Genomic DNA, 24,302 nt, shown 5'->3' with positions numbered 1-24,302 from the left:
TTACGCGCAGAAATAAAATAGATGCGTTGTCATCCTAACACTCCCTATCGACCGTAGGGTAGAGCGTTGCAAAAAGAGGCAGTTATCTGGCTTCAGCAAAATTGCTGTTACAGTGGCGGGACCGCGCCGGATTATCGTTTCACCGGCTTCACTTTTAAGATCTGGCAAATGTACAAATTACCAGACCACCTATTTCTATTGCTTTACTATATGATTGTCGATGTGTTCAAAGCTATCATGTATCTATTGTTCTGTCAAACAGAATATAAAGAATCATCAGATGGTTCAAATGTATTAACATATTGACAGGTCAAGTAGCAGATTAGGAGCATCATTCTACAGTGAATTTATATTTGTGGTCTCTTCTGTTGGATAAATATATTAATTAATTTATTAAAAAATATCATGCCTTTCCATATTGATTTTAACTGTTTTATTAATAAAAAATTGTGGAAGTGAGTTTGCAATGACTTGGAAACTCCTGTATTATTAAAAACTATAAATTAGATAGGTAGATTTTTTGTGGTTTATCTATTCTATTTGAAGGAATAGGAACCAAAATAAATTGAACAATTAGGAGGGAAGTGTATTTACACCGTCTAATTTAAAAAAGATGAAAAGGGGTAACAATTTCTTATGAAAAAAATTACTATCTTTCTCTCGTTTTGTATGCTTTTAATTCTTTCTGCGTGTAGTGGAGAGGCAAGTAAAGACAGCATTAAAGTTATTAAGTTTGCTGATGCTGGTTGGGATAGCATTCGTGTCCACAATAGTATTGCGCAACTCATTATTGAGGAAGGCTATGGTTATGATACGGAAGTAACAAGTGGTACGACGGCTGCAACGGTTCAGTCATTGGAAAAAGGAGATATTAACGTCTATATGGAATTATGGACAGATAATATTAAAGAAGTTTATGAAGCTGCAATTGAAAAAGGAAACATTGTTAATGTCTCTACTAACTTCGCTGACAATTCACAGGGGTTATACGTACCAACATATGTAATTGAAGGAGATGCAGAAAGAGGGATTGAGGCAATCGCGCCAGATTTGGAAACGGTTGAAGATTTAGCGAAGTATCCCGGGATTTTCGAAGATCCGGAAGATAAGACTAAAGGTCGTATTATTGGTGCTCCTTCTAGCTGGGCGGTTAGTGAACATTTAGAAACCAAGCTACAAGCATATGGCTTGGACGAGCAATATAATTACCTAGCACCAGGATCAGATTCTGCAATTGTGGCATCACTAGCAGGCGCATACAAAAATGGTGAGCCCTGGGTAGGGTATTATTGGTCGCCAACCTGGGTGACTGCAAGTTATGACTTAACATTACTTGCTGATAATGCGTACGATGAAACGATTTGGGAAGAAACAAAGGGAACTGAATTCCCGCCAAATGATGTTGTCGTTGCGGTCCATAAAGATTTACCAACTCAGGCAAAGGATGTTGTTGACTTCCTAAGTAACTACCAAACAAGCAATGAATTGACTGAGAATGCTCTTGATTATATGAATGAAAATGAAGCTGAACCGGTAGAAGCGGCTAAATGGTGGATGAAAGAACATGAAGATCTTTGGACAACATGGGTGCCAGATGATGTGGCAGAAAAAGTGAAAAAAGCTTTACAGTAATGATATTTTACTCAACGTAAAAAGAAAGAGGTGAGGAAGCGGCTGTCTGTTGAACAGTCCCAACCTTATGATTGAATTTCCCGATATACGTATACCAATAGGTAATGGTGTGGAAAAGTTCATAGATTTTTTAGCACAAAACTTTAGTGCATTTTTTGATTTTATTTTTGTCATTGCTTCAACTACAATTAAGGGGCTTGAATCAGCGCTCCTTTCAATTCCGTGGTGGGTATTTATCATCATCATCTTTGTATTGGGATGGTATTTTACTTCTATATACGGGGGACTACTATTCTCCTTTTTTATTTTCCTTATTGGTACATTTGATCTGTGGCCGGAAACGATGACTACAATATCAATTGTGTTAATCTCCGTATTGCTCTCCCTTGCAATTGGTATACCACTGGGCATTTTGACTGCCTTCAGTAAAGTGATGTCTGCCTTTATGCGTCCGATATTAGATGCGATGCAGACTATGCCAAGTTTTGTTTATTTGATCCCTGTTATTTTCTTTTTTCCATTGGGAAATGTACCAGCAGTGATTGCAACAATTATTTATGCCCTTCCTCCTGTCATTCGATTGACAGAGTTGGGAATTCGTAATGTTGATGAGGAAGTAGTGGAATCCGCACAATCATTTGGCTCATCGACTATGCAGATGTTAGTCAAAGTACAGTTACCGCAAGCGCTTCCAACGATTATGGCAGGCATTAACCAAACGACAATGATGGCCTTAGCAATGGCGGTTGTTGGATCGATGGTTGGCGCACAAGGACTTGGTGAACGAGTACTTTATGCGATTAATCGAATTGATATTTCACTAGGCTTTGAGGCAGGAATTAGTATTGTTTTCCTAGCTATTATTATCGACCGAATTACTGCGGGAATTGCTGAACGCCTTCAGAGACATGGGAGGAATGTGGCATGACTGTGAAATTAAAAGTTGAAAACGTCTCAAAGATTTTTGGATTAAGACCTAAACGAGCGATTCCTTTAATAGAGGCAGGTGTCTCAAAGGAACAAATATTGGCAGATACAGGTCATACTGTTGGGGTTTATGATGCATCGATGGAAATTATGGAAGGTGAAACATTTGTCATTATGGGTCTGTCGGGAAGTGGGAAATCGACCTTGATTCGCTGCTTGAATTTATTAAACAAGCCGACATCTGGAGCCATTTATGTGGATGGTGAAAATGTTGTAGACTATAACAAACAACAATTGAAATATTACCGCCAGAAAAAAATCGCCATGGTGTTTCAGCACTTCGGGTTATTTAGTCATCGGACTGTTTTAGAAAATATCGAGTATGGTTTAGAAATAAGAGGAATTGACAAAACGGAACGTAGACAAATTGCGCAGAAACATTTAGAAACAGTAGGGCTTAAAGGGTATGAGCATCAATATCCAGAGGAGTTATCTGGAGGAATGCGCCAGCGTGTAGGCATTGCAAGAGCACTTGCAAATGATCCAGACATCTTATTGATGGACGAGCCGTTTAGCGCGCTTGACCCACTAATTCGCCGTGAAATGCAGTTGGAGCTGCTTGATATTCAAAATAGGCTACAAAAAACGATTATTTTCATCACTCACGATGTGAATGAAGCATTTAAAATTGGTGATCGTGTCGCTGTGATGAAGGATGGAAAAGTTGAACAAATTGGTACACCTGAAGAGATTTTAGAAAGTCCAGCAAATGACTATATTTCAGAGTTTATAAGAGATATCGATCGCTCAAAAATTTTACAAGCCAATCATATTATGGTGAAGCCTTATGGTTTGGTTTCATTAAAAGATGGGCTAAATATGGCGATAAAGGTGATGCGTGAAAATGGTATTTCCAGTGTTTTTGTAACGGATCGGAAACGCCATTTGCATGGCTTGTTGACAATTGACCAGGCAATCGACGGGCTAAAAGAAAAAAAGACATTGCAAGATGTAATGTTCAAAGAGGTAAAAATAGTTAGCCCAGATGATTATGTACAAGATATTATTCCATTTGTACTAGATTCAAAATATCCACTTGTTGTTGTTAATGAAGACAATCAGATAGCCGGAATCATTTTAAGGGTTCATGTTTTGGCGAGTTTGATTAGTGATAATGTGGATGATTTTGACGCAAGTGAATAAATAGGAGCAAAAAATCGGCTGAGGAATAATCACTATTCCCTAGCCGTTTTTTCTATTTTTGCATGTTTAAACATCATTGATAAGTGCAATAGAGTAAGAATGGGATACTATGTCTTCTATACTAATAACACCAACTTTAGTCATGGCAACAATGAAGGTGACAGAATAGGGTTTAGATTAGATTGATTATAGAATGAAAACGCTTTATTGTTGTTGTTAACACCAATTAATGGGGAGAAGGGAGTTAGTAACGATGACAAACGAACAACAAAATTCTGGTTTCAAAGTCAAGGTTCAGCGTTTCGGAAGTTTTTTAAGTGGCATGATTATGCCGAATATCGGTGCATTTATCGCTTGGGGTATCATTACGGCATTATTTATTCCAACAGGTTGGTTTCCAAGAGCAGATTTTGCAGAACTTGTAGGACCAATGATCAATTACTTATTACCAATTTTAATCGGGTTTACGGGCGGACGCCTTGTCCATGATATTCGCGGAGGGGTCGTTGGTGCAATTGTCACAATGGGGGTTATTGTTGGGGCAGAAATTCCAATGTTCCTCGGTGCAATGATTGTAGGACCTTTAGGTGGAGTTGCTATTAAGTGGTTCGATAAATTAGTAGAAGGAAAAATTAAGTCAGGCTTTGAAATGCTTGTCAATAACTTTTCATCAGGCATTATTGGTTTCATTTTAGCTTTAGTTGCTTTTAAAGGAATTGGCCCAGTTGTAGAGGCGTTGAATAAAGCGCTTGGATCAGGTGTGCAAGCGATTGTCGATGCTAATCTATTACCATTTGCAAGTATATTGGTTGAGCCAGCAAAAGTATTATTTTTAAATAATGCCATTAACCATGGTGTGTTAGGTCCGCTTGGGCTTGAGCAAGCTGCAGAAACAGGTAAATCGATTCTCTTTCTATTAGAGGCTAATCCGGGACCTGGTTTTGGGATATTGCTTGCCTATATGATTTTTGGTAAAGGTATGGCGAGGCAAACGGCATCAGGGGCGGGAGTCATCCATTTCCTTGGAGGGATTCATGAAATTTACTTCCCGTACATTTTAATGAGACCATTGCTGTTGGTAGCTGCAATTGCAGGGGGCGCTACGGGCGTATTTACACTTCAATTATTCGGAGGCGGCTTGGTTGCCACTGCATCGCCAGGTAGTATTTTTGCCATCCTTGCGATGACGCCAAAAGGTAGCTTTGGAGCTGTTATCGCAGGCGTGTTCTTTGCAACACTCGTATCATTTGTTGTCGCATCTGTTATATTGAAAACAGGAAAACAAACTGATGAGGATGATCTTGCAAAAGCAACTGAAAAAACATCTGCACTTAAAGGAAAAGAAAGCCATGCAGCTGGCCTTCTACACCAATCAGCTGAAGGAGCAGTTCAGGAAGCATCACTTGCAAATGTCAAAGGAATTATTTTTGCCTGTGACGCGGGGATGGGTTCTAGTGCCATGGGTGCAGGCATTTTACGTAATAAAGTCAAGAAAGCTGGTATTGATGTGGCCGTTACAAATATGGCGATTGCTAATTTACCGGCAGATGCGGAAGTCATAATAACGCATAAAGATTTAACAGATCGGGCGAAAGAAAAAGCACCAAACGCCTATCATGTTTCAGTGGAAAACTTTCTAAATAGCCCGAAATACGATGAGTTACTTGAAAAGTTAGGGCAATAATAAGGAACAGCAGAACTCGGCCTAATTATGGGCTGAGTTTTGCTAATGGTAAGAAAATGCAACATCAATGGGGTGTTTACGATGTATATTTCAGCTCGTGAAAAAGCAATCATTGAGATGTTGATCGACAGACAGCAAGAAGTAACTATTAAAGAGTTATCTGAGGATATCGACGTTAGCTCTCGAACGATTCATCGTGATTTAGATAGAATCGAAGAGCTTTTACAAAGTGCTCACCTGGAATTGTCGAGAAAAGCTGGGGTAGGCATTCTGATAATCGGCTCACAGCAAAATAAGGAAGACTTAAAAAAAGAGTTAAACACGTTTACTTTTCGTGAATATACAGTAGATGAAAGACAAACAATGATACTTTGTATATTGTTCGAATCGTCCGAACCCGTGAAGCTTTTTGCTCTTGCCAATGAATTGAGAGTGACGATTGCAACGATTAGTTCAGATTTACTCAAGTTAGAGGAGCTAGTGAAACCATTTGAACTGTCGATTGTGAAAAGAAGAGGCTATGGTATTGAAATAAGTGGATCAGAGAAAGCGAAACGAAGGGCCATGAGCTATCTGATTGCCAAAACCCTCAAGGAAGACGAATTTTTATCACTGATTAAAGAGCGCATTGAAAAAAATTCTGTCAGTCAGGAAAATTCCATTTCAGAACGATTATTGCACTTGGTCGATCGGGAAAAATTATTAATTATCGAAAATGTTATGCAGGACTTACAGCGGGTGCTTCCATTTCCCATTACGGACAGCGCATATGTTGGCCTGCTTGTTCACCTAGCATTGGCTATTGAGCGGATTCTAGTAGGTGAAAATATTGAGATGGATCAGATGTATTTGCAGCAGTTAAAAATGGAGCCAGAATTTAGTATTGCACAGGAAATTATCGAAAAAATGGCAGTACGTTTTCAAATTGACATACCGGAAGCTGAAATTGGTTATATAACGATGCATCTTCAAGGAGCTAAACTTCGTCATCATAAGGGGGAGCTACTTGAAGCGTCCAATTTGCAAACGGTTATGCAAGCGAATAAATTGATGCACTTCATTGAAGAAGCAACAGGTTTCGAATTGTTGAACGACGAGCCTCTTTTAGAAGGGCTTGTTGCACATTTGAAACCAGCAATTTATCGAATCCGACAAAACATGGGTATTGCGAACCCGTTATTGCCAAGTATTCGCAAAGATTATGAGGACTTGTTTCAGCTTGTTAAAGAGGCAGTAGAAAAAGTGTTTCCGGAGTTACAAATTCCAGATGAAGAGATCGGCTTCTTAGTCATGCATTTCGGATCTGCATTGCTTAGCTCGAAAGGCGAAAGGGATTTAAAAGCATATGTTGTTTGTTCGAGTGGTATCGGAACTTCAAAAATGCTGATATCTCGACTTCAACGTGAAATTCCTGAAATTGTCGAAACCAAAAACGTTTCTTTATTCGAATTGAAAGAACTTCAAATTGAGGAAAGGGATTTGGTTCTTTCAACGATTTATTTGCATGACTTCCCAAGAGAGTATATGATTATTAGTCCATTTATGACACCAGAAGAAATTAAGAAAGTACAGCTGTATGCGAGAAGACAGATGCTGATTAAAAAAGTAGCTCCCGCATCGATAGAAAGTGATTCAACGATTGAAGAAATCATGAAGAAAATGAGCAAGATTCACTTATATTCAGGGGCTGCGTCTGTGTTATTGTCGAATTTTTTTCTGTCATCTTATTCAGAAGCAATGACTGCAAAACAGTGCATCGGTGAAGCATGTATAGAATTGGAAAAGCAAGAAATCCTAACAGATGCTGAAATGATTGTAAATGCCGTATTTGAAAGGGAAGCAATCGGAGGGATTGGTATCCCAGGAACAAAACTGGCTTTGTTCCATACTCGTCATGAGCAAGTGTTGAAGCCTTCTTTCACAATGCATTCACTTCAAAAGCCAGTTACTTTAAAAGCAATGGACGGGACAGATATTGAAGTGGACCAATTATTACTTTTGCTATCCCCCTCGCCTTATCATGAACCTGGCTTGGAAGTACTTAGTTTAATTAGTACAATGATTATTGAAAATGAAAAGAGTATTGAGTTGTTTGAAGTTGGCGAAGAAGCTATAATTCATACGTATATAGCTAAGAAATTTGAACAATTTCTATATGAAAAAACAAACTAATCGAGGAGCGTTTACAATGACTTTACCTATTTTATCAACTGACAATATTGTGTTAAATAAAGGACTTGCAACAAAGGAGGAGGCGATTCGTTTTACAGGCGAACTCCTTGTTGAGAGAGGCTATGTAGAATCAAGTTATGTAGAAAAAATGTTGGAACGCGAAGCGATGACATCGACGTATATGGGCAATTTTGTAGCAATCCCTCACGGAACAGATGATGCAAAGGAGCAAGTAAAGACATCAGGCATTGCCATTATTCAAGTGCCAGAGGGCGTTGACTTTGGAGATGGCAATATCGTGAAATTGATTTTCGGCATTGCTGGAAAAGGTGATGAGCATTTGGATATACTTTCAAATATTGCCATCGTTGTTTCTGAAGAGGAGAATGTCGAAGCGATCGTTAAAGCAACTTCAAAAGAAGATATCCTGGCGTTCTTTGAAGGAGTGAACTAATTATGAAGGCAGTTCACTTTGGGGCGGGGAATATTGGAAGAGGATTTATCGGTAGTCTATTGTATCAATCCGGATTTGAAACTTGCTTTATCGATGTGAATAGCGAGCTCGTTGATTTGATTAATGAAAAACAGCAATATCGTGTGCAACTTGCGAATGAGTCGCAGGAGGAATACCTTGTTAAAAATGTGCGAGCTATTAACAGTGCAACGAATCCTGATCTTGTTGTCGAAGCGATTGCCGAAGCGGATTTTGTGTCGGCAGCAGTTGGACCGAATGTGTTGCCTCATATCGCAGTTTTATTGGCAAAAGGGCTGAAGGAACGCCTTGTTCAATCAGATAAGCCATTAACGATTATTGCTTGTGAAAATATGATTGGTGGTAGTGCTTTGCTCAAGGAGAAAGTCTATGAGCAGTTAGATGAGGCGGAAAAAGTTTCATTTGATGAACGTTTTAGCTTCCCAAATGCGGCGGTAGACCGTATTGTTCCGAATCAAACGAATGAAGATAAACTATTGGTCAAAGTCGAACCGTTTTATGAGTGGGTTGTGGATGAATCACAGATTAAGGGAGAAAATCCCCCAATTGAAGGGATACTTTTTGTAAAGGATCTACAGCCGTATATTGAAAGAAAGCTGTATACCGTCAATACAGGTCACACGATGGCTGCTTATTTGGGCTATTTAGCAGGGATTGAGACCATTCATGGGACGTTGGCGAATGAAGAAATTAGAAGTTTTACGAAGAGTGCTCTGCAAGAAACAGGGAAGTTACTCATTGCCAAATATGATTTTAATGAGCAAGCGCATGAGGAGTATATTCAAAAAATCATTGGCCGTTTCGCTAATCCGTTTATCGTAGATGATACAACGCGCGTGGGTCGTTCGCCTGTTCGAAAACTACAAGCAAATGACCGATTTGTCGGACCTGCTCAGCAATATGTAGATTTGTTTAAGGAAACTCCGAAGTATTTGGTCATCGGCATTGCCGCTGCATTGCGCTACGATTATATGGAGGATCCAGATGCGAAAGTTGTACAAGAGGTCATTCAACAACAAGGTCTTCACCAGGCGATTGAAAGGTTTACAGGATTGAAACCGGGATCAATGTTATTTGAAGCGATTGTTGAACAATATGAGCGTTTGAAGTGAATAAAGGGTAAATGAAAGCCGGGAGATTTTTCTTCCGGCTTTTTTGAGGAGCAGTAAAGTCATGAATTGCTAATAACTTTAAATTACAAGGAAAAGTTAAGACCTAATTACGTTTAAATCGACTTGTTCTTTTTGATTTTAATCGTTGCATACGATCTTCAATGTCTTGCGAAATAGTCTGTGTTTTGTCCACATCTATCTGTAAAGCAATGATGCTATTGTCTTGAATATCGACCAAAAACCAAGTTCCCACACGACTGTCAACTGGCAGTAAAGCAGCTGGAACATGGAATTGCTGTTGCAATGCGTCAACGAGTATAAGTGCATCATTCGAATCTGTAAATCGATCGAGATAACCTGAATACATGCTTTAACCTCCTACGCAGGCCAGTCCCTGCGATTTAATATCATGCAAGCGTCCGGGACCAATGCCTTTAATATTGGAGAGTTCATCGACGGTACGATAAGGTCTCAGCTTGATTAATGCATTTGCAAGGGCGGGTCCGATATGTGTGATTTCTTGAAGCTCTTCCGCATTGGCTGTGTTAATATCCAGACAGGATTTTCCTGCTGATGGAAAAGGAAGCGTACCTTGTTTTTGCGTCATAACCGTATAGGTTTCTCCATCTGTTTCCACGATAATCGTGCCATGTGTATCTGTCCCATAAAGCGGAATATTACTCACATTGAAGCGATCAATAACTTCAACATCGGGATGTCCATAAGAGTTATCTACGCCGGCAGAATAAATCGCGATTTCGGGATTAACTGCTTGTACAAATTCAGGTGTACTTGATGTATTCGAACCGTGATGTCCGAGATGTAAAATCTTTGCTTGGATGTTTGCCCCGCTACTGAGGATCGCGTTTTCAGCCAATTGCTCAGCATCCCCAGTGAAGAGGAACGAAACTTCTCCATATTGTAACCGCATCGCGAGTGAATTATTATTGGTATTGGCTGATAAAGCGTCGGGATGAAGAATTGTTATTTCGAGTGGTCCGATATCAAAGATTTCACCAATTTCAGGTTCATAATAATCGACATCGTGTTTTTCGATGGCCTCCAATGACTTCGCAAACACTTGTGAATTAGCAGTTTCCCCATTCATCCACACTTCAGTAACAGAAAAGTTTTCAATAATTTTATCCAATTGACCGATATGATCTGCATGAGGATGGGTCACGGCAACGATGTCAATGTCTTTGATCTGTTGTGAATGTAGATAAGTGACCACATCAGAGGCGTTCCAATCTCCTGTATCAATGAGCAAATTGATGGTTTCATCTTGATCAATGAGCTGGAGCAAGGTTGCGTCTGCTTGTCCAACGTCTATGTAATGTACTTTCATTGTATCAGTTGGTTGTGAGACCTCTGTCGTGTCGCCAGTGTCTATCTCTACGTTGTCTAATTTAGATGCAGGTTCGATGTTGTTAGTTGAACAGCCAGAAAAAATAAGCAAACCAATAACTAGCGTAAGATAGGCGACTATGTTTTTGCACATAATAATAGTCCCCCTAAGTCATGATGTATTTTCTTCATTGTAACAGATAGGGGATAGTACGTTCCATTAATGTTGTGTTAAAGTTAATAGACAATTGAAAAGTCTGGGATTGGAGGGAGATGCGTGAATAACAAGTTGTTTATCATAGGAATCTTAAGCATTATTATCTTATTAAGTGGCTGCTTCAACAATGAAAAAACAAACGCCATCTATTTAATTCCTGAAGGCTATACGGGGCATGCAATGGCATTTTATGATGTCAAGGGTGCGCCACAACTGACGTATGAAGGAGATTTTGCAGTTCATATCATCAATGAAGAAGGCTATTTTGCAACCTCGAAAAGTGATATGACATATGGCACTGTGACAGATCAGTATTATTTTGTTGATGAAAATGGGACAAGGACGCTTGCGGATAATCGTTGCATTCGGGTCCTTGGGACAGGTGGCTATGAGTCTTATGGCGAGGGTGATGAAGCGTTGGTAGATATTAAATACACGGGTATTGTTATTACTGAAGATTGTTCTGACGAATTTCCGTATGCGGTTGACAATTTTGAGGATGAGAAAAAACAAGCTACTTTGAATCGGGTATTGGACAAATATTATTCGATTCAGGATGAAAATAGTGGGAGTGAATAAATATGAAAACCTATCACATGATCATTAATGGCGAAGAAGTTGGCGATGAGCTACCGGCTATCGAAGTAAGTAACCCTGCGACAGGACAAGTATTTGCGACTGTTCCGAAAGGAAGTAGCCAAGAAGCGACTTTAGCTGTTGATGCTGCTTATGCAGCATTTGAGGAGTGGTCGTGTTTGTCGGCTTATGAGCGAAGTGAATTGATTCGCAACTGGTATGATTTGATTAAGGAACAGACAGAAGACTTGGCAAGAACGATGACACAAGAGCAAGGGAAGCCACTTTCTGAAGCGCGTGGTGAAATCAATTACGCCAATGGATTTATGGCCTGGTATGCAGAGGAAGGTAAACGAATTTACGGTGAGATTATACCTGCTACACAGCGCAATAAGCGTCTTTTTGTTCATAAACAGCCAGTTGGAGTGGCGGCAGTGATTACACCTTGGAACTTTCCAGCGGCGATGATTACGAGGAAAGTAGGGCCGGCATTGGCGGCGGGTTGCACGGTTGTCATTAAGCCGGCAGGGCAAACACCACTGACAGCCATCAAATTAGTCCAATTGGCTAAGCAAGCAGGTATACCGGATGGGGTCGTTAATATGGTGACGGGGGATTCCAAAGCAATTGGGGAAGCATGGTTGAAGGATTCGCGTGTCCGCAAACTAACATTTACAGGTTCAACGGAAGTCGGAAAGACATTAATGCAAGGTGCGGCGGAAACCGTGAAAAAAGTATCGCTGGAACTCGGTGGGCATGCGCCGGCGATTGTTATGGAAGATTGCGATATGGATAAGGCGGTTGCAGGTGTGTTGGCAGCGAAATTCCGCAATGCGGGTCAAACCTGCGTTTGTATTAATCGCGTTTATGTGCAGGAATCAATTGCCGCGCTGTTTATTGACAAGCTTGTGGAAGCGACGAAGAAGCTGAAGGTAGGCAATGGATTAGATGCAGGTGTGGATATTGGTCCACTCATTGATGCTTCTGCGGTTGAAAAAGTACAACAGCATGTCGATGATGCACAAGAAAAAGGGGCAGCCGTTGAACTAGGTGGCAGTGGGAAAGGTGGTCTGTTCTTTGAACCAACGATTTTGACAAACGTCACGGATGACATGGTTTGTATGCAGGAGGAAACATTCGGTCCCGTACTGCCCATTAGTACGTTTGCGACGGAAGAGGAAGCCATCAGTCGGGCTAATGATTCGATTTATGGGCTGGCAGCTTATGTCTTTACAGAAAATATTACGCGAGGTATCCGAATAACTGAGAAGTTGGAATACGGTATTATTGGTTTGAATGACGGATTGCCCTCGACACCACAAGCTCCATTTGGAGGTTTTAAACAAAGCGGCCTAGGTCGTGAAGGTGGTCATCATGGCATCGATGAGTATGTAGAAGTAAAGTATGTTTCGCTTGGTTTATAGGCAACAAGAAAACCGGTCCAGCTCAATGGATCGGTTTTTTTGTCGTTGAATACTGTTCGAGAGCAGGTTGAAAGTTAGCCATAAGTATGATTGAAAATGGTATAGGGGCTGTCTTGAATTTCAGTTGGAGGTATAGATTGTCTTTTTTAAGTCAATTTTAGAAACAAAGTTAGTGATGAGGTGAATAATGTGTTTCGCAAAAGATTCAATTCGACTTTTACAAGAAAACAGTCAGCAGTATCAGGTAAAGAAAATAAAGAAAGTGAAGAGAAAATGGGGAGCACAGCCCCCCTCTCAAAGAATGATTTCACTCAGATGGTGAGTAACGCTGTTCATCACACAGCTGATTTAAATATTAAATCAATACCTCCGAATGTAACGCTTATTTATATAGATACTTTAGTGGATGGTGAAGTGTTAAAAAATCACATTATTCAGGATTTAACTAAAAGTGAGGATCCCTCACCTGAAAGTATCCTATCAAGCTTAGCTATTGCTCAAGTTAAGTTATCTTCCGACTTTGATAAAATCATTTCTGCAATGATGGACGGGAATGTGCTTATTCATGTTGAAGGGAACTCGGAAGTCGTATTAGCAAGTATCCCTACCAATGAATCTCGGGCTTTATCAGCACCAGAAAATGAGTCACAGGTAATTGGTTCGCAAGTCGCATTCAATGAAAGTCTGTCCACGAATGTTTCCTTGATTCGAAGGTATATAAAAAATCCGAATCTTTGCAATGAAAAAGTAGAAATCGGCAAGCGATCGAAGACAACGATTTCCATGCTATACATTAAAGATATTGCTTCTGAGGAAATGGTTAATACACTACGTCAAAGGATTACAGATCTTAATGTCGATTCTGTAGTAGATAGTGCAATTCTAGAACAGTTGATAAACGACAACACTCTTTCAATTTTTCCGCAAATGCTACTAACAGAAAGACCGGATAAGCTTTGTGCTGAACTATTGAACGGTAAATTAGGCGTCATCGTAGATGGAAGTTCCTTTGCAATTGTTTGCCCGCACTCATTTGTTGAGTTCTTCCAAAGTCAGGAAGATCTGAATCTTCGATGGCAGAATGCTTCATTTGTCCGGTTATTAAGATTCAGTGCTGTCGTCCTATCTGTATTCTTAACCCCTTTATATGTGGCAGCTTTAACATTTCATTATGAAGTCATTCCAGAAACGCTTGTAGTTCCACTAAGTGAATCAAGGGCTTTGGTTCCCTTCCCACCTTTACTAGAGGCACTGCTTATAGAAATTATTATTGAGCTCCTTAGAGAAGCTGGAGTTAGATTGCCGACAAAGGTTGGCCAAACTATTGGTATTGTTGGCGGTATTGTCATTGGGACGGCGGCTGTACAGGCCGGGATAACGAGCAATATTTTAATTATTATTGTTGCATTAGGGGCATTGTCATCCTTCACAACACCCAGTTACATGATGGGAAATGTCATCAGAATTATTCGATTTCCGTTAATATTATTAGCAGGATTTTGGGGCTTTTATGGCATTATGCTGGGGCTTTCTTTTATTTTAATTCACCTTTTGCGGCAATCCAGTTTGGGCTCTCCGTATACAGCACCATTTTATCCACCCCGACTACTTGATTGGCGGGATAGTCTTGTCAGATTACCGTTACCATTTACATTTAAGAGACCTTCAAATACCAGACCGAAAAATGAGGATAAATATGAGCCCGAACCGGTAAATCCTGAAAAAATTGAACAGAAGGTGAAATAAGTGAAAAGCTCTATGCAAATTAGTCCAAATGATACGATTAACGCTTTTCTACTTTTTTTTATCATTCAAGCGATTCAAATTGGGGTTGGTCTACATGGTTTTCAGCGAATTATATACGAGGATGCCAAACAAGATGCATGGATTTCTGTACTTCTTGCAGGTCTTGCCACAAATGTTATTGCTTTTTTTATGATTAAAACGTTGCAAATATATGGCTCGAATGATCTATACGGCATTCATCAAGATATATTTGGTAAATGGATAGGGAGCTTTTTCAATATACTCTTCATTCTTTATTGTTCAGGTTCATTCTTTACCGTGTTAAGAAACTATATTGAAGTCATTCAGACATGGGTTTTTCCTGACTTGAGTACCTGGTTTCTTGCTAGTACATTGCTGTTAATCGTAATTTATACGTTTACGGGTGGCTTGCGAGTGATTGTGGGTATTTCTTTTTTTAGTGTTGTACTGGCTGTATGGCTTATCCCGTTATTGGCTTTTCCACTAAAGTTTATGGAACCCCGAAATCTCCTTCCTGTTTTAGAGGCAAACATGGGCGAAATATTGAAAGGTGTGAAATCCATGACGTTTACCGTTATAGGATTTGAAATGATATATGTGATTTATCCCTTTGTTAAGGATAAAGAAAATACAAAAAAACATATTCATCTGGGCTTGTTCGTGACGACTCTGATTTACCTCACCGTCATGTTAATTTCGTTGACGTACTTCAGCGGCGAACAATTAACTAAAACTATATGGGGGACTTTGTCTTTATTCAGTATTGTTAAATTACTGTTCGTAGAGCGAATTGAGTATTTAGTAGTTTGCTTTTGGATGTTGATTATTTTACCGAACCTTTGCTTGTTTGTGTGGGCTGCATTTCGCGGAACGAGGCGCCTGATAAAGATAAGTGCGAATAAATTCGTCTGGATATTCGCTTTCATCATCTTCATGATTAGCTTAACTTTTAAAACTCGCACGCAAATAAATACGTTTAACGATTACTTTAGCCGATTAGCATTTTACATTGTTTTTGTGTATCCGATCCTCTTGTATGTTATTGCGGCGATAAAAAAGAAATTTAAATCACATAAGGAGCAAAGTGAATGAAAAAAAGAAACTTTTTTATACTACTGCTCGTACTCTGCGTTAGCTTAGTCGGATGTACAGAAACAAAAATCCTTGAAAGGGTGAGCTTAGTTACTTTGATCGGTTATGACGTGGGAAAAGAGGAAAGCGTAGAAACGACAGCGGTTGTTCGCCAAGTGGGTACAGAATTACAAAGTAAAGTTGCAATTATAACTACTGAAAACTCAACAAGTCAAGGGACACGAGCTAAGATTAACCTCAGGGCAGCTGAAAAATTAATGTCCGGACAATTGAGGGGGACCTTATTCGGAGAAGAGTTTGCCAAAGTTGGTATAGGCCATTATATTGACACGCTTATGAAAAATCATACCATAAGTGAAGGGATGCTTTTGGCGGTAGTGGAGGGCGAGACGAGACCACTACTTGAATATCAATACCCAGAAATCGATGAAATTGGTGAACATGTCTACAAGCTGTTAGATCAGAACATTAAAAGTGAGCAGGTGGTTTCATCTACGCTTCACGAAATCGCGTTTGATTATTATTCCCGAGGCAGAGACATTGCCATGCCGATTATAAAAAGAGATGAAGAGCTTGTAGCCGTTTCTGGCATTGCTTTATTTAGGAAAGACAAAATGATAGGGAAACTTTCTGTTGAGGATAGTTTTTACGTAAAGCTAAGCCGAGATAACTATCAAAACGGGACACTTGAAATAAAAATTAAAGGGGATGATTTCCCCTCAAGCTTAGTAGATGGCACTCCAGAAGAAATTGTTTTAGTGTTTGATCCGATTAAAACGCAAAAAGATGTAAAGCTAGTCAATCCGACAACGCCCGAATTTGATTTGAATTTCGTAGTACAGGCGAGGTTACTAGAAATAAAGCCGAGCATTGATACAACGAAACCCGAAAATCTTAAAAACTTTGAACAGGCAATTGGAAAGAACTTGGCGAATGAAATAGCGAGGGTAATTGCCTATTGTCAAGAGGTTGATTCGGATGTTTTTGGATATGGGGAATTTTACAGAAGCGCAGTACGTGACTCAAAATTGACGGAAGAGAAATGGCATGAAATGTATAAGGAAATGAAAGTCAACGTCGATGTTGACTTTACTCTCCTTAGAAGTGGGGTCTTTGAATAACTACTGTACAGGGAAAGGCCACCTTTTACTATTCCGTACGAGGTTTTGCAGGATTGCTTGTAGGTCGTGGAGTACCGGCTGTTTCAGATAATTTCATTAAGTAGTAACTTTCCTCCCGAGCTATATGATCAGCCATAAGGGCAGTAAAGGTTCCTAGTGCTTCTTTATTAAGTTCCATTTCTCTTTAGTGGCGGGATGAATGCCCGAAAAGCATTTTAATCAGAGAGAGTTCAAACTGACTATAGCTGACGCTTCGGTTTCAGTACAAATAGATTTGCTGATTAAGGAGGAATGAAGTTCAATTCCTCCCTGTTAAGCCTCCGACGTACAGGACGTACTAGTGCCGACAATGCCACAGGACGTGGCGTTATTGTCGGCCGGCAGATGTTAGGGATTTTGAGGGGAGTGGGAAAGGAAACTTAAGTTTGCGACGTCTGCGGGTGTCTTAATTTCTTCAAAGTACGCAGAAATACGGCAAATCGAACCCTTCGCTGTTCGATTCACAATTACGCCGAGGCGCAATTTATTTGAATCAAATGGGCGGTGCTGTCATAAGATAGCGCAAGGAGTGATTAAATATGGAACGTCCATTGTTCCGGGGGAGTTATAGACCTTACGTTTCACCGCTCGATCCTTGCCCACCTATACTGGTAAAGACTTTCGTTTTGCCACCACAAATTTTCATGAATTTTCAACCACCAGGACTACCGCAAAATTCACCTGAAGAAACACTACGTCAAGGTACACTTTGGCCCTCATTGGCAGATGGATTTTTTCGGGAAGAGGGGATTTCGTGAATGCGTTTGAAGAAGAAAGAGAAATGATGCTACGCGTACAGCAAGCGGATTTTGTTGTTGTCGAGTTAACCTTGTATACGGATACGCATCCAGAGGACGCGGAGGCGCTTGGTCAGTGGCGTGAAGCGATTAAAGAAGCAGCCCATGTACGACGTCAATATGAAAAGAGGTATGGCCCCTTATCTCTACTCTCAGTTCCTACTGAACAAGCGATTGAACTTGGATGGCGCTGGAATTCAACACCGTGGCCATGGCAACGATGAGGAGGGAGATACGTAATGTGGGTTTATGAAAAAAAACTGTTGTATCCAGTTGAGGTGGGTACGTGCAATCCAAAGCTCGCGAAATATCTCATGGAACAATACGGGGGGGCAGACGGGGAACTGGCTGCCGCGCTCCGGTATATGAATCAGCGCTATACGGTCCCAAGTAAAGTTATCGGCGTACTAACAGACATTGCAACAGAAGAATTCTCTCATCTAGAAATGCTAGCGACAATGATTTATAAATTAACGAAAGATGCAACGCCCGAACAGCTGGAAGAAGCAGGTCTTGGCGCACATTTCGTCAACCACGGTCATTCTCTTTTTTATGAAAATGCAGGTGGCGTACCCTTCACCGCAACGTATATTCAGGCGAAAGGTGATCCGATTGCTGATTTGTATGAAGATATCGCAGCCGAAGAAAAAGCGAGAGCGACATACCAGTGGCTGATCGATATTTCAGACGATCCGTTAATCAATGATTCTCTAAGGTTTTTAAGAGAAAGGGAAAATATTCATTCACTGCGCTTTAGAGAATCAGTTGAACTATTAAAAGATGAGCGAGATCGAAAAAAGATATTTTAATAGGTTATTCTATTTGTTCTTTGTTCAAAATAACTTCATCAAATATCCCTCGAATTGAAAGCTAATCGAGGGATATTTGCTCGTCCGCAAATTTTATGAAAGAATCTTGACTTGTTTGCTAGTATTGCTATACCAATAAGCTGCTCCAATGAATAGGGCACCCCCTATGATATTGCCGATAGTGACGGGTACTAAGTTTGCCGCCAACCCCATCATCGACACTGTTTCAGGGTGGGGAACCATTAGTGAAATAGAGAGTAGCGTCATGTTGGCAATACTATGCTCAAAACCAGAAGTGATGAAAGCAAATAAGCACCAGAAAATCATAATTAGTTTCGCTGTTTCATCTTTTAATTTGACAGAGCACCAGGCAGCTAAACAGACAAGAATATTACAAAGAATCCCACGGACAAACAACTCCATAAATGGCGTATTCATCTTACTGCTAGCCGTTGATGTGATGAAATCTGCTGTCACACCAGAAGCTAGACCAGAATAAAAAAATAGCGCTGCAACGACAATGGAGCCCGCGAAGTTACCGATATAACTAAAGATCCATACTTTTACTGTGTCATATTTTGTTGTTTTTTTCATCAATGTTCCAATGGTCATGATCATGTTATTACTCGTAAAAAGATCTGCGCCCGCCATAAGAACAAGACTAAGCGCAACCCCGAAAGCCATTCCCATAATAAGCTTTGTACCTGCAAAACCGGAAGCCCCGAGCATTCCGCCAATCGTATAAATGAGAATAACCCCTAATCCAACGAAAAATCCTGCCATCATTGTCACAGTGAAATATCTAGCTTTACTCGAGTTCAATAAATTAATTTTTGAAACAGCCATATCACTAAAAGTCGCGATTGTTTCTTTCATCTCATTTCCCTCCGGCTTTTTATCTTCTAAGTTGTAATCAGGAATACTGGTGAATCGGCTAAAGCTGCCTTTGTTAGATCGCTTCATGTTATAAGGTGTGAAGAAGTCGTGAAAAGTTTGTGAAGACTTTCACATGAGTAACGAAAAAAAAGAGCTGCTCCTGTTGTATTCTCCAAAATTATAGCGCAATTATTAAATTGCGCTATCCCTAAATATTACAAATTAATGAACAGATTGCCGATAAAAAAGATACAAGGCATTCATTTACTAAAGAATCATCCTACTTCGCTGATTCTCCTTATGCATTCTATTTTCACTTCGTCATCATTAACTCTTTAGTATCATGACCTTTAAATGTTACTTTCAATTTCAATGTTTTATAATCTAGTACCTCGAATGCTTCCGCGGCTTGTTTGATCAAATCTTCGTCGTCTGTATCAGCGGTCATCTCCATTTCCTGAAAGATTTCATCAAGCTTGTCCATTGCTTGGTCACCGTGAAAATAGGCATCCTCAATTTTATTCTCATACATCGCTTCAGTCTTATCAGGCTTTTCCTCGTAGTTAGCAATTACTGCTTCTTTCTTATCCTTCGTATCAATCGCAATATCAAAAGAAGTAAAGCCATATTGTTCACCTAGGGCTTGTTTTTCGTCTTCATCGGGCTTGTCCTTAACGACATTCTCATCGCTACAAGCACCGATGATGAATTGGCAAGCTAGTAGGGTGATAAGCAGCTTCCTCCATTTTACTTTCAACTCGCTCATCCTTTCATCGAAACTTATTAGTAACCTAACCGATGAACGAGGAAGTTATACACAAAAGAAATAAAGCACTAAGGGCTCTTCATTACGATTTTGGAATTCATTTAGAAACCACTTAAAAACTTCATATATGCCACTTATAATTTGAGAGATTATTGGCAATGTTAAAAGTTGGATGCCGATTTTAAATTCTAGTAAAATGGGGGAATGAATTTGTCGATTAAACGCTTATCTTTTTGGGTGGCAATCATCACTTTCGGTTTAGTTGTATTCGGAGGATATGTGGCTTCATCGCAATCAGGGTTAGGCTGCGGACCAGAATGGCCTTTATGTAATGGAGAAGTGATTCCAACGTTGCAAGGGGAGACATTGATTGAATTTGCGCATCGAGTTATTGGTGCTTTTCTTGGTGTTCTGACTATTATTCTATTTGTAAAAGTTGTCCGTGAAAGGACAAGTCCTGCAATCCGAAAGGCAGCTAACGGGATGGTGGCTTTGCTTGTTTTTCAACTAATACTTGGTGCAATCATTGTATGGTTTCATCTTCCTACCTTTATTATTGCCAGTCATTTAATTATAGCGATGCTCTTTCTTGCTTGTGTGTTAGTCATATGGCGTCGGTCGGAAGGGGTGGTAGTTCATCGTGCGGTGCTTGGCAATGAGCAACAGAAGAAAATAAGTAGGCATATTAAAGTGTTAGTAGGGTTAGTCCTTGCTATTCTTTTTGTAGGTGCTTATGTGAAGCATGATTTTATCGGGACGAGCTGTGGCTGGGCGACATGTGGTGACTCCGTTATACCAAGTACTGGTCCTGAAATCGTTCAAACGACACATCGACTTTTAGGAATTATTTTAGCGGTTTATAGTGTGTTGTTAACGTATTGGTCCTTTGCAAAACGCTGGGGCGCACCATTACAGAAACGGTTTACAGCTGTATTAGTGATAGTTGCGCTTCAAGTTATATTGGGTGTTTTAACAATTGTGACAGCAATTGATATTGTCTGGGCAATGCTGCATGTCGCTGTAGGAACATTGTTGTTTGCGATTATAACGGAGGCGTCTATTTATATGGCTGCTTTGGTGAAGGAGAAGGGGAGACTGGTTCCTTTTTCGACAAGACAGTTGTCGGTGAGAAATGGTAAGTCGGGTAGCTATTCTGGGCAACGGTGATAGATCTGAGAAACGCTGGGCATGTTTATAAATCAAGTCCAGCGTCACTTATATTCCGCTCTAATTCTTCTTTCAGAATGACCGCGTGATTCTGAATAGGATCTTTGGCGGCGAATACAAGTGTTATGGGTGTTGTGCTGGCCAACTGTCGCAATTCTGATACTTTATTAGTTTTAACAGCATCTGTACGAAGCTCATTTACATACTTTTCTTGAAAGACTAGAAATTTGTCAGGATCATGATCAAACCATTTTCGCAGTTCGCTACTAGGTGCAACATCCTTTGCCCAATCTGCTAAATGTGCATGTTCCTTTGAAATCCCACGTGGCCATAGCCTATCTATCAACACCCGATGACCATCTTCCGGTTTAAACGGCTCATAAATTCTTTTCAGCTGAAACCTTTCCATATAATCTGCCTCCCCTAGTTTGTCTACTACTAGTTTACCTTTTTTCTAGTGAATTTAACACTTATTCATTGGGACGCAGCGACTTTTCATGTAGAATGTATAAGTCATCACTTTAAAGATGTAGGGTCTCAAAAAAAATATTGGAGTGGAATATTTCTATGAAAAGTAGCACAAATAAGCCGTTTAAAAAACGTAATTACAAACCATTTATCATTGCTCTATCGGTGATTTTAATTGGTGCAATTGGAGCATTATCAGGAATGCGGGGCGAGAAAAATTTCGAAGCATCCGATTTAGCGATTTTGCCGTTGATGAATGCTATTTTGAACAGCTTTACTTTTGTATTTTTACTATGTGCGTTAGTTGCGATTTTAAAGCGCAATGTAAAAGTGCATCAGGGCTTCATTTACGCAGCATTTACGACGACGTTTTTGTTCTTAATCACGTATGTTAGCTATCATTACTTGGCACCTTCGACGTCTTTTGGGGGAGAAGGCTTTCTGGCAGGATTCTATTATTTCATCCTCATTACTCATATTGTTTTGGCGGCAGCCATCGTACCACTTGCGCTAACGAGCGTAGCACGTGCGTGGAATCAAGAAAATGCGCGTCATAAGAAAATCGCACGATGGACGATGCCGATATGGCTGTATGTTAGCTTTACAGGTGTGTTGGTCTATATTTTGATATCTCCTTATTATTGATGAGATTATTATAGGAAAAGGTGTCCAGCTGGTCGGGAAATCGACTAGTTGGACACCTTTTTGAGTTAATTAGTGCATGGCGGTGATAAACAGGCCCAAGGCCGGTGATAACTCACCCCGTGCCGGTGATAAACCTGTTCAAGGCGGTGATAAAACCACTGTGACAGGGAAACAGCAATTAAGGATTTGTCGACCACAATCCAGCCGATTTCACTAGAATACGTGGGTGCAATTTCAGCTGCATGACCATCACTTCAGCTAAATCTTCTGGTTGCATCACTTTATCAGGATTGCCATCCGTAAGATTACTTTCGACTGCTAGGTCAGTAGCGACTGTACTTGGCGTTAATGCGCTGACGCGGATATTATGCTTTCTTACTTCGAGCATAAGGGATTCTGTCAGACCAAGAACACCGAATTTCGATGCGCTGTATGCACTTGTAACAGGTGCGCCTTTTTGTCCAGCTGTTGATGAAATATTAATGATATCACCGGCTTGTCGCTCAATCATTTCAGGAAGCACAGCTCTTGTGACATAGTACACGCCCATTAAGTTAACGTCGATAATATTTTTAAATTCCTCTGGAGATAGCTCAAGGAATTTACCGAACTTGCCGATTCCCGCATTGTTAATCAAAATATCAATCGGGCCTAGTTCGGCTTTGACATGTTCAACTGCTGAGATGACAGATTCGTTATCCGATACATCGGCAGTCGCCATTGTGACGTTTACCCCATATTGACTAAGTTCTTTTGCTACTTCCTCAAGATGGGCAGCTGTTCTGCCTACAAGTCCTACATGGATACCTTCTTTAGCGAAAGCAATAGCCGTCGCACGACCAATACCTCTACCAGCTCCAGTGATTAACGCCGTTTTACCTGTTAGATTTTGCATGTTTTTTGCTCCTTTGTCGATAAGTATTTACCTTGATAAGTATAGCAAATGGAATGACTGTGACCTATTGAAAGAACTTCGCAAAATGAACAAACTATTGCGGGATCTGGACTAGGCAGTGTACAATGTTTCCCTGATTTCAGGGAAATGTTGAAAAGCTTGATTGTTCAAATAACCCAAACAATGCTATTATCATAGTTATCTGATTATTCGAAGGGGATTTTAGCTATGGAAAGTATCGTTTCATTGAAAAATGTTTCATTACATAGAGGAAATAAGGAAATCGTTCGCGATATCAATTGGTCTATTCGACCAAATGAGCATTGGGGCATACTTGGTCTGAATGGTTCGGGGAAAACGTCTTTGCTCAATATTGTGTCGGGCTATCATTTTCCATCATTGGGTGAAGTGACTGTGCTAGGGAATCGATTTGGTCGAACGAGTTTACCAGAGTTACGAAAAAAAATCGGCTTTGTTAGTAGTTCATTGGAGCGTTTTGCTGAGTTTTTTAATCGTGAAACGGTGGAGCGAGTAGTAGTTAGCGGTAAATTTGCGAGTTTTGGGATTTATGAGCAAGTGGTCCAAGAGGAATGGGACAAGGCAGATGCATTACTGGAAAGTTTGCGTTTGGCATTTTTGAAGGGCAAGCAGTACCATCAGTTGTCCGAGGGAGAGAAAAGGAGAGTACTCATTGCACGTTCTTTAATGAGTGATCCGAAAATGCTTATTTTGGATGAACCGTGTTCGGGATTGGATGTTTTGTCGCGCGAACAATTTCTTGGAGTGATGGAAGAGGTCGTCAACAATGGCTGTCATATTATTTATGTCACACATCATATTGAAGAGTTGGTGGAAGCCATGACGCATGTACTTCTATTGAAAGATGGAGAGATTGTGGCGGCTGGGCCGAAGCAAGACGTGTTGACGAATGATTATCTTTCGATAACCTATCAAGTTCCCGTCACAATTCGTTGGGAAGATGGGCGCCCCTGGCTTGCGATACATAAAGAATAAGTTCACAGAAAAGTGCCGTCATTAGAAGCACTTTTTTGTGTGGCTGGTATACAATTAGT

Annotated in this window: 24 protein-coding genes, 1 pseudogene and 1 riboswitch; of the genes and pseudogenes, 18 read left to right on the top strand and 7 right to left on the bottom strand. The window is 40.3% G+C overall.

The features are described 5' to 3' along the window. Positions 1–60: 60 nt before the first annotated feature. A riboswitch (cobalamin riboswitch) is annotated at positions 61–208 on the bottom strand. Positions 209–636: 428 nt separating this feature from the next. The 7 genes from R2B77_RS06855 (at position 637) to R2B77_RS06825 (ending at position 9,223) form a co-directional block, all read left to right on the top strand. After that, entirely contained in the window at positions 637–1,632 is a 996-nt protein-coding gene (locus tag R2B77_RS06855) for an ABC transporter substrate-binding protein (RefSeq protein ID WP_203247056.1), read from the top strand. A 109-nt stretch (positions 1,633–1,741) separates the two neighbouring features. After that, positions 1,742–2,560 carry an ABC transporter permease gene (locus tag R2B77_RS06850; RefSeq protein WP_203247057.1) on the top strand — a complete coding sequence of 273 codons (819 nt, stop codon included), beginning with the start codon at positions 1,742–1,744 and terminating at the stop codon, positions 2,558–2,560. Continuing rightward, entirely contained in the window at positions 2,557–3,762 is a 1,206-nt protein-coding gene (locus R2B77_RS06845; RefSeq protein WP_203247058.1) for a quaternary amine ABC transporter ATP-binding protein, read from the top strand. Before R2B77_RS06850 ends, R2B77_RS06845 begins: the two co-directional genes overlap by 4 nt. A 253-nt stretch (positions 3,763–4,015) precedes the next feature. After that, positions 4,016–5,446, top strand: coding sequence for a PTS mannitol transporter subunit IICB (locus R2B77_RS06840; protein WP_203247059.1), 1,431 nt, complete (start codon positions 4,016–4,018; stop codon positions 5,444–5,446). An 81-nt stretch (positions 5,447–5,527) separates the two neighbouring features. Continuing rightward, on the top strand, positions 5,528–7,618 hold the full coding sequence (locus R2B77_RS06835; RefSeq protein ID WP_203247060.1) for a BglG family transcription antiterminator: 2,091 nt from the start codon (positions 5,528–5,530) through the stop codon (positions 7,616–7,618). A 16-nt stretch (positions 7,619–7,634) separates the two neighbouring features. Beyond that, a complete protein-coding gene (locus R2B77_RS06830; protein ID WP_203247061.1) occupies positions 7,635–8,072 on the top strand; it encodes a PTS sugar transporter subunit IIA in 438 nt (145 codons plus the stop codon). 2 nt (positions 8,073–8,074) lie between these two features. After that, the gene (locus R2B77_RS06825) at positions 8,075–9,223 is read left to right on the top strand and encodes a mannitol-1-phosphate 5-dehydrogenase (protein ID WP_203247062.1); all 1,149 of its coding nucleotides are present in this window, start codon (positions 8,075–8,077) and stop codon (positions 9,221–9,223) included. Positions 9,224–9,326: 103 nt separating this feature from the next. On the opposite strand, the gene R2B77_RS06820 is transcribed toward R2B77_RS06825, so the two are convergent. Both R2B77_RS06820 and R2B77_RS06815 read right to left on the bottom strand, forming a co-directional pair. Further along, complete coding sequence (locus tag R2B77_RS06820; RefSeq protein ID WP_203247063.1) at positions 9,327–9,590, bottom strand: DUF3006 domain-containing protein; 264 nt, start codon at positions 9,588–9,590, stop codon at positions 9,327–9,329. A gap of 3 nt (positions 9,591–9,593) precedes the next feature. Then, positions 9,594–10,724 (bottom strand): MBL fold metallo-hydrolase, encoded by a 1,131-nt coding sequence (locus R2B77_RS06815; protein ID WP_203247064.1) that lies wholly within the window; start codon positions 10,722–10,724, stop codon positions 9,594–9,596. A gap of 123 nt (positions 10,725–10,847) precedes the next feature. Between R2B77_RS06815 and R2B77_RS06810 the strand changes: the two genes are divergently transcribed. From R2B77_RS06810 to R2B77_RS06790, 5 genes are all read left to right on the top strand, one after another. Next, on the top strand, positions 10,848–11,366 hold the full coding sequence (locus R2B77_RS06810) for a DUF6843 domain-containing protein (protein ID WP_203247065.1): 519 nt from the start codon (positions 10,848–10,850) through the stop codon (positions 11,364–11,366). Between the two features lie 2 nt (positions 11,367–11,368). Further along, positions 11,369–12,787, top strand: a complete 1,419-nt coding sequence (locus R2B77_RS06805) for an NAD-dependent succinate-semialdehyde dehydrogenase (protein ID WP_203247066.1) — start codon at positions 11,369–11,371, stop codon at positions 12,785–12,787. A gap of 273 nt (positions 12,788–13,060) precedes the next feature. Continuing rightward, on the top strand, positions 13,061–14,533 hold the full coding sequence (locus tag R2B77_RS06800; protein ID WP_212391399.1) for a spore germination protein: 1,473 nt from the start codon (positions 13,061–13,063) through the stop codon (positions 14,531–14,533). Continuing rightward, a complete protein-coding gene (locus tag R2B77_RS06795) occupies positions 14,534–15,646 on the top strand; it encodes a GerAB/ArcD/ProY family transporter (protein ID WP_203247068.1) in 1,113 nt (370 codons plus the stop codon). It begins immediately after the preceding gene. Continuing rightward, positions 15,643–16,767: a Ger(x)C family spore germination protein gene (locus R2B77_RS06790; protein WP_203247069.1), complete on the top strand. Its 1,125-nt coding sequence runs from the start codon at positions 15,643–15,645 to the stop codon at positions 16,765–16,767. The genes R2B77_RS06795 and R2B77_RS06790 overlap by 4 nt, the downstream gene beginning before the upstream one ends. A gap of 28 nt (positions 16,768–16,795) precedes the next feature. Here R2B77_RS06790 and R2B77_RS06785 read toward each other — a convergent pair. After that, positions 16,796–16,948: pseudogene (locus tag R2B77_RS06785) on the bottom strand (DUF2935 domain-containing protein); the annotation flags it as partial. A 397-nt stretch (positions 16,949–17,345) separates the two neighbouring features. Between R2B77_RS06785 and R2B77_RS06780 the strand changes: the two are divergent. Genes R2B77_RS06780 through R2B77_RS06770 form a run of 3 tightly spaced genes read left to right on the top strand, consistent with a single transcriptional unit; the run spans position 17,346 to position 18,412 of the window. Then, positions 17,346–17,564, top strand: a complete 219-nt coding sequence (locus R2B77_RS06780) for a spore coat associated protein CotJA (protein ID WP_203247071.1) — start codon at positions 17,346–17,348, stop codon at positions 17,562–17,564. Further along, positions 17,561–17,827 carry a spore coat protein CotJB gene (locus R2B77_RS06775; RefSeq protein WP_203247072.1) on the top strand — a complete coding sequence of 89 codons (267 nt, stop codon included), beginning with the start codon at positions 17,561–17,563 and terminating at the stop codon, positions 17,825–17,827. The genes R2B77_RS06780 and R2B77_RS06775 overlap by 4 nt, the downstream gene beginning before the upstream one ends. Positions 17,828–17,842: 15 nt before the next feature. Then, positions 17,843–18,412 carry a manganese catalase family protein gene (locus R2B77_RS06770; RefSeq protein WP_203247073.1) on the top strand — a complete coding sequence of 190 codons (570 nt, stop codon included), beginning with the start codon at positions 17,843–17,845 and terminating at the stop codon, positions 18,410–18,412. 93 nt (positions 18,413–18,505) lie between these two features. Here R2B77_RS06770 and R2B77_RS06765 read toward each other — a convergent pair whose 3' ends face one another. Then, positions 18,506–19,288, bottom strand: coding sequence for a formate/nitrite transporter family protein (locus R2B77_RS06765; protein WP_203247074.1), 783 nt, complete (start codon positions 19,286–19,288; stop codon positions 18,506–18,508). A 313-nt stretch (positions 19,289–19,601) separates the two neighbouring features. Next, positions 19,602–20,045 carry a YusW family protein gene (locus tag R2B77_RS06760; protein ID WP_203247075.1) on the bottom strand — a complete coding sequence of 148 codons (444 nt, stop codon included), beginning with the start codon at positions 20,043–20,045 and terminating at the stop codon, positions 19,602–19,604. 219 nt (positions 20,046–20,264) lie between these two features. Between R2B77_RS06760 and R2B77_RS06755 the strand changes: the two genes are divergently transcribed. Next, the gene (locus R2B77_RS06755; RefSeq protein ID WP_203247076.1) at positions 20,265–21,221 is read left to right on the top strand and encodes a COX15/CtaA family protein; all 957 of its coding nucleotides are present in this window, start codon (positions 20,265–20,267) and stop codon (positions 21,219–21,221) included. Between the two features lie 25 nt (positions 21,222–21,246). On the opposite strand, the gene R2B77_RS06750 is transcribed toward R2B77_RS06755, so the two are convergent. After that, a complete protein-coding gene (locus R2B77_RS06750) occupies positions 21,247–21,630 on the bottom strand; it encodes a DUF488 domain-containing protein (protein ID WP_203247077.1) in 384 nt (127 codons plus the stop codon). Between the two features lie 158 nt (positions 21,631–21,788). Between R2B77_RS06750 and R2B77_RS06745 the strand changes: the two genes are divergently transcribed. Beyond that, positions 21,789–22,334 (top strand): DUF420 domain-containing protein, encoded by a 546-nt coding sequence (locus tag R2B77_RS06745; RefSeq protein WP_203247078.1) that lies wholly within the window; start codon positions 21,789–21,791, stop codon positions 22,332–22,334. A 178-nt stretch (positions 22,335–22,512) separates the two neighbouring features. On the opposite strand, the gene R2B77_RS06740 is transcribed toward R2B77_RS06745, so the two are convergent. Then, positions 22,513–23,229: a 3-ketoacyl-ACP reductase gene (locus tag R2B77_RS06740; protein WP_203247079.1), complete on the bottom strand. Its 717-nt coding sequence runs from the start codon at positions 23,227–23,229 to the stop codon at positions 22,513–22,515. Positions 23,230–23,457: 228 nt separating this feature from the next. Between R2B77_RS06740 and R2B77_RS06735 the strand changes: the two genes are divergently transcribed. After that, positions 23,458–24,243 (top strand): ABC transporter ATP-binding protein, encoded by a 786-nt coding sequence (locus R2B77_RS06735; protein WP_203247080.1) that lies wholly within the window; start codon positions 23,458–23,460, stop codon positions 24,241–24,243. The last annotated feature ends 59 nt before the right edge of the window (positions 24,244–24,302 follow it).

It is taken from the genome of Sporosarcina beigongshangi, from assembly GCF_033485195.1.
GTDB classification, from domain to species: domain Bacteria; phylum Bacillota; class Bacilli; order Bacillales_A; family Planococcaceae; genus Sporosarcina; species Sporosarcina beigongshangi.
Note: the sequence above shows the minus strand (reverse complement) of the source record. Positions and strands in the feature narration are given on the sequence as shown.

Bases quoted from the DNA above. Each gene is read 5' to 3' on its own strand.
- R2B77_RS06855 (WP_203247056.1), top strand. From the start codon at position 637: ATGAAAAAAATTACTATCTTTCTCTCGTTTTGTATGCTTTTAATTCTT.
- R2B77_RS06845 (WP_203247058.1), top strand. From the start codon at position 2,557: ATGACTGTGAAATTAAAAGTTGAAAACGTCTCAAAGATTTTTGGATTA.
- R2B77_RS06840 (WP_203247059.1), top strand. From the start codon at position 4,016: ATGACAAACGAACAACAAAATTCTGGTTTCAAAGTCAAGGTTCAGCGT.
- R2B77_RS06835 (WP_203247060.1), top strand. From the start codon at position 5,528: ATGTATATTTCAGCTCGTGAAAAAGCAATCATTGAGATGTTGATCGAC.
- R2B77_RS06830 (WP_203247061.1), top strand. From the start codon at position 7,635: ATGACTTTACCTATTTTATCAACTGACAATATTGTGTTAAATAAAGGA.
- R2B77_RS06825 (WP_203247062.1), top strand. From the start codon at position 8,075: ATGAAGGCAGTTCACTTTGGGGCGGGGAATATTGGAAGAGGATTTATC.
- R2B77_RS06820 (WP_203247063.1), bottom strand. From the start codon at position 9,590: ATGTATTCAGGTTATCTCGATCGATTTACAGATTCGAATGATGCACTT.
- R2B77_RS06815 (WP_203247064.1), bottom strand. From the start codon at position 10,724: ATGTGCAAAAACATAGTCGCCTATCTTACGCTAGTTATTGGTTTGCTT.
- R2B77_RS06805 (WP_203247066.1), top strand. From the start codon at position 11,369: ATGAAAACCTATCACATGATCATTAATGGCGAAGAAGTTGGCGATGAG.
- R2B77_RS06800 (WP_212391399.1), top strand. From the start codon at position 13,061: ATGGGGAGCACAGCCCCCCTCTCAAAGAATGATTTCACTCAGATGGTG.
- R2B77_RS06790 (WP_203247069.1), top strand. From the start codon at position 15,643: ATGAAAAAAAGAAACTTTTTTATACTACTGCTCGTACTCTGCGTTAGC.
- R2B77_RS06780 (WP_203247071.1), top strand. From the start codon at position 17,346: ATGGAACGTCCATTGTTCCGGGGGAGTTATAGACCTTACGTTTCACCG.
- R2B77_RS06770 (WP_203247073.1), top strand. From the start codon at position 17,843: ATGTGGGTTTATGAAAAAAAACTGTTGTATCCAGTTGAGGTGGGTACG.
- R2B77_RS06765 (WP_203247074.1), bottom strand. From the start codon at position 19,288: ATGAAAGAAACAATCGCGACTTTTAGTGATATGGCTGTTTCAAAAATT.
- R2B77_RS06750 (WP_203247077.1), bottom strand. From the start codon at position 21,630: ATGGAAAGGTTTCAGCTGAAAAGAATTTATGAGCCGTTTAAACCGGAA.
- R2B77_RS06745 (WP_203247078.1), top strand. From the start codon at position 21,789: ATGAAAAGTAGCACAAATAAGCCGTTTAAAAAACGTAATTACAAACCA.
- R2B77_RS06740 (WP_203247079.1), bottom strand. From the start codon at position 23,229: ATGCAAAATCTAACAGGTAAAACGGCGTTAATCACTGGAGCTGGTAGA.
- R2B77_RS06735 (WP_203247080.1), top strand. From the start codon at position 23,458: ATGGAAAGTATCGTTTCATTGAAAAATGTTTCATTACATAGAGGAAAT.